Genomic DNA, 13,718 nt, shown 5'->3' on the forward strand with positions numbered 1-13,718 from the left:
ACCGAGGCGACCGCGAGCACGGCGGCGACGCGCGCGCCGCCGAGGTCGAGCCCGGCGCCGGCCGCGCCGGCCGCGGCGAGGACCAGGGCGACGCCGCCGCCGATGGTGCCGCCGCGACGCAGCGGCGAGGTCAGCCCGAGCGCGACGAGCACCAGGCCGGCCACGACGGCCAGACCGCCCCAGCGAATCCAGTGGCCCCAGGCGTAGACGTCCGTCGCCGACCACAGGGCCAGGCCGCTCAGGGCACCGCCGCCGAGCGTGAGCGCCGTCCCGAGCGGCTCCCGCCAGGTCACGCCGAGCGCCATGCCGGTGACGAGCAGCAGGAACGCGGCCGCCGCCACGACCGCCAGGCCGTCCGCTCCGGGGAGCCGGTGCCGCACGAGCAGACCGGCGGCCAGGCCGAGCGCGACGACGCTGAACGTGGCGGTCCAGCGCCGGGCATGCGGTCCCCAGCGCCAGGCGTACCCGTCGAGGGCGTCGGCCACCACCTCGGGGACCTCGTGCACCACGGGCGCCGGCAGCGGCTCGTCCGCCCGGATGAGCCGGAGCACCGACCCGTCGGGGATGCGCCGGCCGGCGAGGGTGGCGCTGCCGTCGAGCACCTCACCGGTCGCGGTGACCAGGTGGCGCAGGCGTGGCGGCCGCTCCACCCGGTCGCCGACGAGCTGGAGCACGTCGGGCATGAGCGCGCCGATCGGTTCCTGGGCGGGCAGCACCGCGTCCACCCGCCGCTGGTCACCGATGATCGTGACCCGGCTCCACGAAGCCACTGGCCCGCCTTTCGTCGTTCTTCCGTCCTGTTGGGGACGGGTCATCTGGGGACGGTCGTCACGGCGACGCGTCCGAGGTAGCCGTTGCGTAGCAGCCAGCGGACGGTCGGCAGCGCGGGCGGGTCGGCGAACAGGCTCGCGCCGAGCGTGAGGCGGACCCCGCCGCCCGGCGACACGAGCGAGGCGTTCGCCCGGAACGACCTGACCACCCGGTAGCGGTGGTAGTTCTTCGGCGTCTTGGGGTTCACGGTCGCCCGTACGGACCTGGGCTGTCCGCGCTCGCCGAACGGGGTGCCGTCCGGGGACAGCGTCGCCCCGCTCTCCTGGCCGAAGGCGTCCACGAGACGGCCGGGGTCCAGGGGATAGGCGACGGGCGCGCCGCCGCTCTGCGCGATCTTGTTCTTGGCGTCCTGGACGAGCGCGGCGGTCAGCGCCGTGGCCTGCTGTTCCTGCGCCGCGGTGAGCCGGGCCGGCGGCGTCTCCCGGATGACGAGTTCGGCGTACAGCCACCGGCACGCCTCGTCCTCGGTGCCGAACTCACCGCCGATGCGGCCCTGCCGGCCCTCGACGGTCCCGCCCGTGAAGCCGGTCTCGGTCTTGGCCAGCAGGTAGTAGCTCGACGCGCGCGCCGGCTGCCCGGGCAGGACGTAGAGCGAGGCCGGCACATCCGCCTGGCCGAGGGCCTCGCGGAGCATGGGGAGCGTGACCTGCGCGCCCACCCAGGCGGCCGGGATCGACACCTCGGCGCCCTCGGGCGCGGAGGTGGTCGGGGAGGTCGCGGGCTGCGCCTGGGCCTGCTGCTGCTTCTTCTGCTTCAGCAACTGGGTCTTGACGAGCGACCAGCCGACGCAGCCCGCGCACACGACCGCAGCGACGCACAGCCCGATGAGGATCTTGTTGATGCTCTCGTCGAGCGTGCGGCGAGCGCGCTGCCGTCCGAACAGCAGGGCGTCGCGGAGCCGGCGGCGGCGTACCGCCACCGACTCCAGAAGCTGCGTGTCGTAGTCTCGGGCCACTCGCGTCCCCCCGGCCTGCGCGTGCCGCCGGTGTCAGATCGCCTCGACCGCCGCGCTCGCCTTGCCGAGCGTGGTCTGCGCGGTGCCGTCGTTGGCCTCGAGCGTGCCCTTGACCAGCCGGATGATCTCCCGGACCTCATTCGCGGCGTTGTGCCACTTGAGCTCCTTGGCGCTGTACCGGTCCGAGACCCCGGTGGCCTCGAAGTCGGACATCGCGGTCGAGACGTCGGTGTCGTGCTGGCCGATCAGGGTCTCGAGGCGGCCGATGATGACGTGGATGTTGGTCTGCGCCTCCTGCGAGGCCCCCGTGTCGTAGCTGCGCCGTCCATTTCCGCTCATTTCGGTCCCCTCGCTCAGGCGCCGGTACGGAACTTGGCGGCGTCGAAGTTGGCCGAGCTCATCCGTGACTGGGCGTCGTCGGCCATCGTCTGGTCGCCCGTGGAGAAGGCCTTCTCCATGCCGAACTGGCCCGTATTGACCGACCCGAGCCCGGCATTGAGGTCCGCCGTAATTTGGTCGGCGTGCGCCTTGAAATTGTCGAAGGCCGCCTTGCCTGCGCCGTCGAACTTGCCCGCGAGAGGCTCCGCCGCCTGGATCAACTGCTTCACGAGAGTGCCCAGCTCCTGCGTCGATCCTTGGGTCCCCCGCGCCAGGGTGACCAGCGTGTGCTGCCCGTGGTCCCATCGCCCTGACATGTCCTCACCTGCCCACTGAGTCGTCTTTCATGATCGAATTCGTGTCGGCACCTCTTTGGAACACAGATGTGCGACAGGCCGGTTCGGTTCCCCGCATTGAGATCCGCGCCGGTATATTTCTCCGTTGGTCTGACAGTGTGTGTCATAGAATAAGCTCATCTTCCTCGACTCCGCCGGAACCATTGCTGGTTCCGGCACATCCAAATAGCTCCAGGAAGCGACGCGGATCGACGTTAGGCCAGGTCATGAAGTTCGAGATCGTCGAGCAGTACCAGCGGGGAACGCTGTACGGCGATAATCCTGGGTCCGACAATTCAATGACCGAAAACCAGGCATCGGCCGACCCTTTTCAGGATCTCGTGATCGGGGCGGCCCGGCTGGTCTCCGGCGTCCAGGCGGAGGCGCGGCGGATCGACGACTGCGTGGCGGAGGCGGCCGATCTCGCCGCCCTGTCCGCCGTGGCCAGGGCCGGGCCGACGACCGCGGCGCGCCCGCCGGCGAGCTTCCGCGCGGCCCGGTTCGGCGGCCGGCCGACCAGACGAGGACTCTCATGAGCGGATGGAGAATCGACCCTCCCGGGGTCAAGAGCGTCGTGACCAAGGTCGGCGGCCACGTCACCGACGGGCACGGCGGCGGCGACACTCTCGAGCACCATTTCGCGGACTTCGGCGTCCATCTCCAGAACGCCGGCACGGGGACGGCGAGCTCGCCGATCAACACCGCGCTGAAGGAGTTCGTCGAGCACTACACGCCGACCCTCAAGGGGATGGCGACCAAGACGGGCAGCTGCGTCAAGGGCGCGGTCGACGCGACCAAGGCCTACATCCAGGGTGATCTTGAAATGGCCGCCGAGGCGCAGAGAAAAGCGGTCCAGGCGCAGTAGGTCTTTCTCGTACGGGGCCTTGGGGGTAGATCGTGAGTGACGTAATCGATCCGAACGCGATCCCGATTCCGGACGTCGATCCGGAGCAGGTGGACACGGCGGGGAAGGCCATCAAGACCGATGGCGTGCACATCGCGCAGACCGGTCACGACATCGACACCGACTGGCAGGGGCTGAAGCAGTTCTACCATTCGCCGGAGGCGGACTTACTCTTCGCCAAGACCAAACCGGTGGCGACGGCCGGCGACAGCATCAAGGTGCCGACGCAGACCGCGGGCGACGCTTTGATCACTTTCGCGGAGACGGCCAAAAAGCTCGTCGCCGACCTCAAGGGTCTGAAGACGAAGGCCGAGGCGTTCCGTAAGAAGATCGACGGGGACGACGACTGGCGCGAGGACGAGGACAAGGTCAACGAGCACAACAACCTCAACAACGACATCCTCGCCAAGCTCGTCGCCTATCAGGCGGCCGAACGCGACTGCGCCAACAAGATCACTGGGCTCTTCGGCGGAACGCACTTCATCGGCACCGACCCGACGAAGGACCATCAGCTGATCAAGCTGGGGGAAAAGGCCTACGGCCTGTCCGAGCCGATCAAGGACATCGAGACGCCGTGGGCCAAGCCGCAGCAGTACGACGCCCCTTGGTACGAGGACGTCTGGAACGGCGTCAAGGACTTCGGCGTCGGCATCGCCCAGGACGTGTCATCGCTGGTCGGCTTCTACGGCGCGGACGGCTGGGGCTGGCAGGGCTGGGACGGCCTGGGGGAGAACTGGGAGGCGCTCGCCGGGGGCATCGTCGGCCTGGTCGGCTTCTACGGCCCCGACGGGTGGGGCTGGCAGGGCTGGGACAACGTCGGCGACAACTGGCTGAACCTCGTGAACGGGTTCGTGCCCTACCGCGAGTGGGACGGCGGCAACGGCGCGGGTTACGTCATCACCCAGAGCGTGCTCAACATCGGCTCCTGCTTCGTCGGCGCCGGCATCGTCAAGGGCCTGGTCCGCGTGGGCCGGGCCGGCCGTACGCTCGAGGCGGTCGAAGGAGCCGGCGCGGTGTCCAAGGCCGGCTTCCTCGGCCGTGAGTTCCTCGCCGGCTTCAAGAGCGCCTTCAAGATGCCGAGCGTCGCGGACCTCAAGGCGTCGCTGGACAACATCAAGCTCAAGATCGATGACCTGCGCGGCATCGAGCGGACGGTCGACGACGCCGAGAATCTCCACGACCCGGCCGGTGACCTTCCGGATCAGGACGTACCGGACAACGACCTGCCCGACCGCGACCCGGCACACGTGGGCGGCACCGACGACCCGGGCGCGGGCGGAACCGGCGACCACGGCGGCGGGGACCATGGGGGCGGGGAGCACGACGGCCCCGGCCAGCCGGGCGACCACGACGGTCCCGCTGATCCGGGCGGGCAGCACGACCTCGGTGGCCAGCACGATCCCGGTGGCCAGCACGATCCCGGTGGTCAGCACGATCCGGGTGGGCAACACGACCCGGCGGATCCGGGCAAGGACCATGATCCCGGCACGCCCGACCCCGATGAGGCCAAGAAGCTCGCCAAGGCGGACAAGCTCGAGGACGGCCTGCGGGACGGGGGCCTCACGGACGACCAGATCGACCGGCTACGAGGCGACCTGCCCCGTGACAGCCGCCAGTGGCAGCGGCTCGCCTCGGCGCTGCAGCAGGGTTTCGGGAAGAAGGTCAAGGGACTGCTGCATCCCAAGGCCGTGGAGTTCGCCCTGGACGACGGGCACACCACGAACCCCGAGACGTTCGCGCACCGGTACGAGTACTTCAAGGCGCGCTTCGACGAGCTGCAGGCCCAGGTCACCAAGGAGGTCAGGGGCGGGCTCAAGCTCGGCAACAAGAGCATCGCGCAGGAGGCCGCCGAGCGGCTGGGCGACCTGGACCTGAAGGCCGACCTCAAGGCCGACATCGACGCCGTCCACGCCGAACGCCCCCATCCGGCGTCGGTCGACCCGGACCTGCCCGGGCCGGACCTCGAAGCGGCGGTGCGCGGCAAGGCCGGCGACATCGACATGGGTTCGGACACCTCGGCCGCGTACCACGTGCGCAAGCACCTTGACGAGATTCCTCCGGACGAGATCACCGGCAACCCGACCCGCGACTACTTCGACAGCGCCGAGCGGACCATCCACGACGGCGAGGTCTGGAAGCGAGAGCCGCTGGAGGGCGGCGGCGAGCGCCTCATCTTCCGCCGCGACGTGGTGGACGCGAACGGAAACCCCAAGCAGCTGGAAGCCATCGTCATCGCCAGGCCGGATGGGAAACTGATTATGACCACGTTCGGCAACGCGAAGGCGAAGTGACGATGGGGTCCAGTGACGGCCCGTCGGCGGAGAGGGTCATGCGGGGGATCGTGTCCGGGCTGGAGAAGGCCGCCCCGGGCCCGCCGAACGGGAACCTTCTCGTCCGCGACGCGATTGAGGGCCTGCTGACGCTGCGGGGGCTGATCGCCCGCGGTGAGGGGCCGGACGCCGGCGAACTGGCGCGCTTCCGCGAGCGGTTGGTCGAGTTGCTGGGGAGCGGAGAGAACCCAGGTCAGTTCGGGTGGTTTCTCGGGAGTGTGCTGGTGAAGGCGCAGAAGGGCCGCTTCGACGGGTATGAGCCTGCCGTGCGGGGCCGCTCGGGACTGCAGATCCTGCGGGAGGACTTCGCCGGCGACCTGTTCGACGAATCGACCCTGGCGATCCTGGAGGAGATCGACGAAGAGCTGGCCGACGCGGCCGAAGAGGCTCCGCCGATCCTGGACGTGCCCTCGTGGATACCGGAGTCGCACTGGTGGTGGCGGGCGCCGAAACGGACCGACATGAGCGAAGAGGAACGGCTGCACCGCCTGTACGGCGGGGAGCTCGATGACTGACGGGGGAGCGCGAGGCGATGAGTGACGGGCCCGAGCCGGAGCGGATCGCCGCGGAGCGGCTGCTGGCCGATCCAGGCCTCATACGGGACCGGCTGGCGGCCGATCTGGCGGAGATCACCGCGATGGGCCGTACGGGCGTGCGGGTCGAACCGGACACGGACGCGGTGACGACACTGCGGGCGAGCGCGGACCGGCTGGCGTTCCGGTCGTCCGTCGAGGCGGCGACGCTCTCGCTGCGGCGCCTGCGCGAGCTGCCGGTGGCCGAGCGGGGGAGCGGTTCGCCGATCGGCCCGTACCACGCGGCGGCCTCGGCGACCGTCGCGCACGGCGGGGCGACCGTCACTTCGCCTGGGCGGCTGGTGTTCCGGCGCGGGGCGGCCGAGGTCGCCCGTACGACGGTGCTGCTGGAGACGGTGGTCGAGATCGACGCCGACGACGGCCGGGCGTGGCTGGAGTCGTTCGGGTGGCCGGAGTCGAGCGACCGGCCGGTCTGGGACTTCGGTGGTTCGGGCGGCGAATATCTGGACCAGGCGGAGAGCGACGCGGGTTCCGGCATGCCGTTCGACCGCGTCATGGCGATGGTCCTGGGCGCCACGGTGGCCGGTTTCGATCCGGCCGCCGCGCGGGAGCAGCGTGTACGGATCGCCGAGGCGGTCGCCGCGCGCAGTGGGGAGCTGGCGGCGTACGTGGCGGACGCCGAGTCGTACGCGCTCGCCGTACGGGCGAACGGGTGGTTCGGGGCCTGCCTGTACCGCTCGGCGCTGGAGGCGCTGTTCGAGGGCTTCCTCGGCGGTGCGGCCTTCGACCTGGTGGACATGGACGAGATCGATGAGATCGACGAGGCGCTCAGGGAGGCGGCCGAGGACACCGACCCGATCCCGCCCGGCGCCGTACCGAAGGGCATGCCGTCCCACTACGGGTGGTGGACCCCGAAGGCGCCGTGAGCATGACGCGTACGGGCATGGTGCCCGTCGGCACGGCCGCTTACCATCACAGTCACGCGGCGGAAGGGACCCCGTTGAACGCGCACCGACTCCGCCCGCCGGCCCGGAGCCACCTGCGCGAGTTACGGTTCCGCCCGGCCTGCGAGGGCAGGTGAGGTGACCGACGTGAGCGACGCGACCTGGCCCGCGGCCGGCGACTGGCAGACGGCGGTACTCGACGAACTCGACGTCGAGCCCGGCCTGACCACCTTCCCGCTCCCGCCGGCCGACCCCACGGCACCCGGAGACCTCCCACCCTCGGCCCCAGAGCCGGCCGAAGGCACGGGATCGCTGTCGGCGGGTTCGCCGGCCTCCGCCTCCGCGTCAGCTTCGCATCCCGGCCCGGCTCCGGGTGCGGAGGATTCTTCCGCTCCGCCGTCCGGCCGGGGTGCGGGGTTGTCACCGGAGAGTTCGCAGCCTTCCGTAGCCGGCCCCGGTCCGGCCCCGGCTTCTGCTCCCACCCCGGCCCCGGGCCCGGCGGACTTGTCCTCGTCGGATGCGGAGTCGACCGGGCCGGCGGACTTCTCCGCTCCGGTTCCGGGTCCGGCCGCGGAGGCCGCGTCGGCGGGGTTTCCCGATCCGATCCCGGTGGGGGAGACCTCGGGATGGACGGGACCGCCGGTCCCGGGACCGGCCTACGAACCGGCCCCGGCCCCGTACCTCGCCTACGACGCGGACCACGGGGGACCGGCCGACCCCCAGGAGCCGCCGCCGGGAGAATCGGCGGCGTCCACAGGGCTCGGCGGACCGACCGAGGCCGTCCCGGGACCCGCAGACGTCCCGAATCGCCAGGCGGAAGCCGTGCCGGGGCCGTCGGATCGTCTGGGGCAGCAGGCCGAGGGCCTTCCGGGGCCGTGGAACCGTCTGGAGCGGCAGGCCGAAGCCCGTCCGGGGCCGCCGGACCACCGGGAGCGACAGGGCGACGTGCCGTTTCCCGCCGGGGCCGTGCCGACCATGCCGGACCGGCCGCCGGAGGCGGGTGCCGTGGAGCCGGACGGGACCTTCCCGCCGCCGCCCCAGCCCCAGTCTCAGCCTCAGCCCCCCACTCCGCCGACCGCCGAGGACCTCCCACTGGACCCCGCGGCCTGGCCTTCCGCCGACGAGACCCAGGATCCGGCGGAGGAGACCCGCCGGGACTCCCAGGGGCCGCCGCCGTACCGGGACGTCCAGTGGGCCGGCCCGTCCTTCCCCGGCCAGGCGCTCGACCCCCTCCACGGACGGCCCGCCCCACCCCCCGAGCCCGGTCACAGGAGCGTGCACGGGGACCCGCTGCTGCGAAGGGTCGGGCGCGGGGTCCGGCGGGCGGTCGGGGCGTCGGCGGCTCAGGACGTGCACGACTGGGCGGCGGTGGCGGCCGGGCTGCGGCAGCCGATCACCACCATCCGCCGGATCGTCGTCAGCAGCGTCCGCGGAGGCGCCGGGAAGACGACCGTCGCCGCGCTCATGGCCTCCGCTCTGGCCCGCCATCGCCCGGACCGGGTGCTGCTCATCGACGCCGACCCCGGGCTCGGTTCCCTGCCGATGCGGTTCGGCATGACCGGGGCCCCCTCGCTGCGGGACCTCGCCGGGCGGCGGCCGAACTCATTCGAGGAGGTCGCGCCGCATCTCGCCCGTACCGACGGCGGGCTGTGGGTGCTGCCCGGCGTCCGCGGCGAGATGGCCGAGCAGCCGCTCGACCTGGCGACCTACGCGTCCGCGACCTCCGCCCTGACCCGGTTCTTCACCGTCGTGGTGGTCGACTGCGGCGTCGGCATGGTCGGCGAACTGCCGGAGGCGATCCTGGCGAGCGCCCACGCGTGCGTGCACGTCGCGCCCGCCACCTCCGACGGGGCGGTCGGCGTCGGCCGTGCGCTGGACTGGATGCGGAAGAAGGGGTTCGGAGAGCTGCTGCCGCGTACGGTGACGGTGTTCGCCACGCACGCGCCGCACGCGCGGCCCGATCTCAGCCAGGCGGCCGGGCTCCTGCACCACAACGGCGTCGGCGTCGCGTACCTGCCCTATGACCGCCATCTCGCCTCCGGGGGCGTGCTCGTCCCCTCGCTTCTCGCCGAGTCCACGCGCACGGCCGCGCTCACGCTCGCCGCCGACGCGCTGACCAGGGCGAACCGCTGATCAGACCCGGCACTCCTCACCCTCGCACTTCTCCAGGCGGTGCAGCGTCGCCGTCAGCCGGCTGAGCCGCGCGGCCGGGACGCCGGAGATCGCGTTGTGGAGCTCGTAAGGGTCCTTCGCGACGTCGTAGTACTCCCGCTCGCCGTCCGCGTACTCCACGTAGAGCTCGTGACCGGTCCGTACGGCCGCATAGCTCGGCGGGTTGCCGCTCGCCTTCGTCGGCAGGTCCGGGTCGCCCGCCTGGTGGTCGGGGCCGTGGTGCTCGATGAGGACCGCGTCGCGCGAGGGCTTCGCGCCGGCTGTGAAGTACGGCTTGAGGGAACGGCCGTCCACCGTGTCGGGGACGGGCACGCCGCCGAGTGACTCGAAGGTCGGGCACAGGTCGGTGTTCTGCGCGAGCTGGGTCGCCTGGTGACCGGCGGCCACGCCCGGGCCGGTGACGACGAGCGGCACGTTGACGTCGGTGTCGTACGCGGTCATCTTCCCCGGCATGAGCCGGTGTTCGCCCATGTGGAAGCCGTTGTCGGAGCCGAACACGACGTACGTGTCGCGGGCCACGCCGTTGGCCTTCAGCGCCGCCTGGATGTCGCCGAGCATCTTGTCGACCGCCTGTACGGCCTGCGCGCGTTTGCGGAACGACGTGTCGATCTTGTTGATCTGCTCAGCGGTGAGCCGGGGATGGTCCTTGATCCACGCCGGCTTGTCGGACATGTCGGCCTCGTTGAAGGCGGGACCGCGCGGCGCCTTCAGACCGGGGAACTTGTTCGCGTCCCGTGGGGCCGGCGTGAACGGGCCGTGCGGCGCGAACGTCGCGAGCTCCAGCATGAACGGCTTTCCCGCCTTGACGGACTGGCCGATGAAGCTCTGCCCCTTGCGGTTCAGGACGTCGGTCAGGTAGTCATCCGGCTGGTGGCCGTACGTGACGACGCTGCCGTTCTCGTTGAGGGAGTAGTCGAACTCGGGATAGCCGTTGCCGGCGACGTCCCACTCGCTCCAGCCGGGCGGCACCGGGTCCTGCGGCTGGTACCCGTTGAGGTACTTGCCCATCATCCCGGTCCGGTAGCCGGCCGCCTGCAGGGCGGTGGCGAAGGTGTGCCCCTGGTTCCCGTTGGCGTTGAACGCCGCGTATCCGCCGTCGGAGCCGCCGTTGGTGAAGACGCCGGTGTTGTGCGGGAACTCCCCGGTGAACGTCGTCGACCGCGACGGGCAGCACAGCGAGTCGGTCACGAAGTAGTCGCCGAACGTCGTGCCCCGCCGTCGCATGCCCTGGAGCGCCGGCATGTAGTTCACGAGGTTCGCGGCGAGGTCGTCGGTGAGGACGAAGACGATGTTCGGCCGCTCCTGCGCGTGCGCCGCCGTCGGCTGGGAGGTCCGCTCGGCGGCGTCCGCCTGGCACGAGGCGAGCGCCAGCGAGGCCGCGATGGTCAGTGCTGCGAACCGCTTCATCTCATGCCTTTCATCGGTGACATGACAGGCCGTCAGCGTCGCGGACAAGTCTTGGAGGACGATGGGACCGCGCTGGCATCACGATGTGAGGTACGGAAGGTGCGGGTACGCTCGTCGGCCATGTTCCCTCCGGAGCCGGAAGCCCGCGTACGCAGGGTGCGAAGCCGGCCGCTGCCGCTCCTGATCGCGGTCGTGCTCCTGGCGGCCTTCTGGATCTCCTCCGCGGGCCTGGCGGCGTGGGAGACCGCCCACGACACTCGCGCCGGCGCCGCCGGAGTGGCGGGAATCACGTTCTGGACCGCGGTGGTCGCCCTGATGCTCTGGCGGGTGTGGCGAGGCGGCCCGACCGCGACGGCGCTCGCGTCGCGGCTCGCCACGCTGCTCGGCACCGTCTTCTGCGCCGGGACGGTCGTCCTCACCGTGCTGCTGTTCACCGGCCCGCCGGGCGGCTCGGCGGCCAGGACCGCCCTCGCCCTGCTCCCGGCCCTGCTCGGCGGCGCCGCCCTCCTGACGGCCGGGCTCCTGCTACGCCGTCTCTAGATCGTGGTCGGGTGGCCGAGGGCGGTGGGCAGGAGGCCGAGGGGCGGGGAGCCGAGCTCGAACATCGCGCGGTGGAAGCGCTGGACGGAGTAGCCCGCGCCCCACTCGCGGCGGGCGCGTTCGCGCAGGCGCAGGATCTCCAGTTTGCCGTGGGTGTAGCGGCCGTATGTCGGGTCGAACACCGCGCGCCCGGCCTCCGCGCGGGCCGCGGACCCCGCCAGGTGGGTGTCGGCGGCGAAGCGCCGCGCGCCGTCCTCGACCGTCATCTCGCCGCTGTGCACGCCGATCGCGCACGCGAGCCGCGTCACGCGGACCAGCGACTCCAGCCACACCCCGATCTCGAACCTCGGGTCGTCGGCCATGAAGCCCTCCTCGACGCAGAGCTCCTCGGCGTAGTGCGCCCACCCCTCGACGAACGCGTCGGAGAACAGCGTCCGGCGTACGGCGGTCGGCGCGTGGCGCAGGGCGCGGCCGTGGGAGAAGTGGCCCGGCGCGACCTCGTGCACCGTGATGCCCGGCAGCGTCGTCGCGCTGAAGACCTGTAGCCAGTCCTCGACGTCCTCCGCCGGCCAGGACGGGTCCGGCGGGGAGACGTGGTACCAGGACGGCGCGTCCGGCTCGCCCGGTGCCGCCCACGACATCATGGCCATGCCCCACCGCCGCGACTCCGGCGCCGGCCCGACCAGGCACTCGCCGTCGTGGTAGGGCACCAGGTCGTGCTCTCGGGTGAAGGCGAGCGCGCGTTCGGTCCACAGGCGGGAGGCGTCCATCACGCCGTCGGTGTCGGGATGGTCCCGTACGAGCTCGCGGCACAGCTCCAGCGGCGGTTTCGTGGCGTCCAGCCGCGCGCACGACTCCGCCAGGAGCGCCATGAGCCGGTCGCGCTCGCGGTCGGCCTCGGTGGCCAGGACGCCGAGGTCGACGTCGAGGCCCTCCGCGGCGCTCATCAGCCGGGCCAGCGCGGGCGCGCCGAGCGCCGCGTCCGGGTCGCCGTGCTCGGCGAGGTCCTCGACGTGCGCCGCGAGCCGGGCGTGCGCCGCCAGCGCCCGGTCGCCCGCCTCGCCGGAGCCGGAGGGGATGCCCGCGGCCAGTCCGCGTACGGTGCCGAGCAGCGCGCGGGCGACCGGCGCCGGTACCAGATCGAGCGTGCGGACGGCGGCGTCGGCCGCCTCCGGCCAGGCCGCCAGGTGCCGTTCCCGTACCGCCGCTCGCTCGGCGGGCGGGGCGTACTCCCGGTCGTAGCCGGCCAGGTCGAGCGCGCCCAGATGCTCGATCGGGTTGCGCCGATGCGCCTCCAGCTCGCCGTAGGCCACCCGTACGAAGGACTCGAAGACGCGCAGATGCGCCTCGTCGTACGGGTCGTCCAGCGGCGGGCCGTCGCCGACGCGGGCGAGAGCGTCGCGTACGCCGGTGACCGAGTAGTCGGGGATCCGTCCGTCGTACTCGTGCCGGCCGGCGCCCTCGCGCACCCAGGGCATGAGAAGGTCGCAGACCGCGCGCAGCCGCGATGGCAGATCATCCATGTCCCGGACATTACTCGGAACCCTCGCCGCCCCTCCCGCGTCGAAACGGTCATGAACGTGATGGGGGTTCGATCACTCGGCTCCTACGACCTGCTGGAGCCGGTCGGGGAGGGCGCCACGTCCGTCGTGCACCGCGCGGTGGACCTGTTCGGACGCGTGGTCGCGGTCAAGGAACCGCGCCGTGAGCTGGCCGCCGACCCGACCATCCGCCGCCGGCTGGCCCGCGAGGCGCAGGCGATGGCCCGGGTGCGCAGCCCGTACGTCGCCGAGGCCTACGACGCGTGCCTGTCGGGGGAGCAGCCGTTCATCGTCACCGAGTTCGTCGGCGGCGCGCCGCTGGGCGACCTCGTGCCCCGGTTCGGCCCGATGCGGGGCGAGTCGCTGACCGTGTTCGCGGGGCGGCTCGCGCAGGGCCTCGCGGCGATCCACGGAGCGGGTCTGCTGCACCGCGACCTCAAGCCGGGCAACGTCATGGTCCTGTCGGGCGCTCCCAAGATCATCGACTTCGGCATCGCGCAGGATTCGACCGCCGAACAGCACACCCAGGCGGGTGTGCTGACCGGAACTCCGGGCTATGTCGCGCCGGAACTCATCGACGGCGGGCGGTCCAGCGAGGCCGCCGACGTCTTCTCCTGGGCGGCCACGGTCGCCTTCGCCGCGACGGGCCGCCCGCCGTTCGGCGCGGGGTCGCTGCACGGCGTGTGTTTCCGCGTGCTCCGCGGCGACGCCGACCTGGACGGAGTCCCCGAACCGGTGCTGTCGCTCGTACGCCTCGGCCTGCGGCGCGACCCGGCGGCACGGCCGTCGGCGGCCTGGCTCGCCGCCCGGCTTACGCTGGGCGAGGCGAGACGGGCCTCATGACCTTG

The 13,718-nt window shown here is 71.9% G+C and carries 14 protein-coding genes; 8 read left to right on the forward strand and 6 right to left on the reverse strand.

Annotated elements, in window-relative coordinates; all coding sequences use genetic code 11:
• The 4 genes from QWU11_RS40100 to QWU11_RS40115 form a co-directional block, all read right to left on the reverse strand.
• On the reverse strand, positions 1 to 770 hold a 770-nt coding region (locus tag QWU11_RS40100), incomplete at its 3' end, for an EsaB/YukD family protein (protein ID WP_290119796.1).
• 41 nt (positions 771 to 811) lie between these two features.
• Entirely contained in the window at positions 812 to 1,786 is a 975-nt protein-coding gene (locus tag QWU11_RS40105) for a TNT domain-containing protein (RefSeq protein ID WP_290119797.1), read from the reverse strand.
• A gap of 33 nt (positions 1,787 to 1,819) precedes the next feature.
• Positions 1,820 to 2,125, reverse strand: a complete 306-nt coding sequence (locus tag QWU11_RS40110; RefSeq protein WP_290119798.1) for a pore-forming ESAT-6 family protein — start codon at positions 2,123 to 2,125, stop codon at positions 1,820 to 1,822.
• Positions 2,126 to 2,139: 14 nt separating this feature from the next.
• Complete coding sequence (locus QWU11_RS40115; protein ID WP_290119799.1) at positions 2,140 to 2,481, reverse strand: hypothetical protein; 342 nt, start codon at positions 2,479 to 2,481, stop codon at positions 2,140 to 2,142.
• A 245-nt stretch (positions 2,482 to 2,726) separates the two neighbouring features.
• Between QWU11_RS40115 and QWU11_RS40120 the strand changes: the two genes are divergently transcribed.
• The 6 genes from QWU11_RS40120 to QWU11_RS40145 all read left to right on the forward strand — a co-directional run bounded on the left by QWU11_RS40120 (position 2,727) and on the right by QWU11_RS40145 (position 9,343).
• Entirely contained in the window at positions 2,727 to 3,035 is a 309-nt protein-coding gene (locus QWU11_RS40120) for a hypothetical protein (RefSeq protein ID WP_290119800.1), read from the forward strand.
• Positions 3,032 to 3,364 carry a DUF6507 family protein gene (locus QWU11_RS40125; protein ID WP_290119801.1) on the forward strand — a complete coding sequence of 111 codons (333 nt, stop codon included), beginning with the start codon at positions 3,032 to 3,034 and terminating at the stop codon, positions 3,362 to 3,364. The genes QWU11_RS40120 and QWU11_RS40125 overlap by 4 nt, the downstream gene beginning before the upstream one ends.
• Before the next feature lie 32 nt (positions 3,365 to 3,396).
• Positions 3,397 to 5,694 carry a hypothetical protein gene (locus tag QWU11_RS40130; protein WP_290119802.1) on the forward strand — a complete coding sequence of 766 codons (2,298 nt, stop codon included), beginning with the start codon at positions 3,397 to 3,399 and terminating at the stop codon, positions 5,692 to 5,694.
• 38 nt (positions 5,695 to 5,732) lie between these two features.
• Complete coding sequence (locus tag QWU11_RS40135; protein WP_290119803.1) at positions 5,733 to 6,248, forward strand: hypothetical protein; 516 nt, start codon at positions 5,733 to 5,735, stop codon at positions 6,246 to 6,248.
• A gap of 17 nt (positions 6,249 to 6,265) precedes the next feature.
• The gene (locus QWU11_RS40140) at positions 6,266 to 7,192 is read left to right on the forward strand and encodes a hypothetical protein (protein ID WP_290119804.1); all 927 of its coding nucleotides are present in this window, start codon (positions 6,266 to 6,268) and stop codon (positions 7,190 to 7,192) included.
• Between the two features lie 840 nt (positions 7,193 to 8,032).
• Complete coding sequence (locus QWU11_RS40145) at positions 8,033 to 9,343, forward strand: MinD/ParA family protein (RefSeq protein WP_290119805.1); 1,311 nt, start codon at positions 8,033 to 8,035, stop codon at positions 9,341 to 9,343.
• Here QWU11_RS40145 and QWU11_RS40150 read toward each other — a convergent pair whose 3' ends face one another.
• Positions 9,344 to 10,789, reverse strand: coding sequence for a sulfatase (locus QWU11_RS40150; RefSeq protein ID WP_290119806.1), 1,446 nt, complete (start codon positions 10,787 to 10,789; stop codon positions 9,344 to 9,346).
• 120 nt (positions 10,790 to 10,909) lie between these two features.
• Here QWU11_RS40150 and QWU11_RS40155 point away from each other — a divergent pair, with 120 nt between their 5' ends.
• Positions 10,910 to 11,329: a hypothetical protein gene (locus QWU11_RS40155; protein WP_290119807.1), complete on the forward strand. Its 420-nt coding sequence runs from the start codon at positions 10,910 to 10,912 to the stop codon at positions 11,327 to 11,329.
• Here QWU11_RS40155 and QWU11_RS40160 read toward each other — a convergent pair.
• A complete protein-coding gene (locus QWU11_RS40160) occupies positions 11,326 to 12,852 on the reverse strand; it encodes a DUF885 family protein (RefSeq protein ID WP_290119808.1) in 1,527 nt (508 codons plus the stop codon). The genes QWU11_RS40155 and QWU11_RS40160 overlap by 4 nt on opposite strands.
• Before the next feature lie 60 nt (positions 12,853 to 12,912).
• Here QWU11_RS40160 and QWU11_RS40165 point away from each other — a divergent pair, with 60 nt between their 5' ends.
• Positions 12,913 to 13,713 carry a serine/threonine-protein kinase gene (locus tag QWU11_RS40165; protein ID WP_290119809.1) on the forward strand — a complete coding sequence of 267 codons (801 nt, stop codon included), beginning with the start codon at positions 12,913 to 12,915 and terminating at the stop codon, positions 13,711 to 13,713.
• The last annotated feature ends 5 nt before the right edge of the window (positions 13,714 to 13,718 follow it).

The organism is Actinomadura sp. DC4 (genome assembly GCF_030406325.1).
In the GTDB taxonomy this organism is placed as follows: domain Bacteria; phylum Actinomycetota; class Actinomycetes; order Streptosporangiales; family Streptosporangiaceae; genus Actinoallomurus.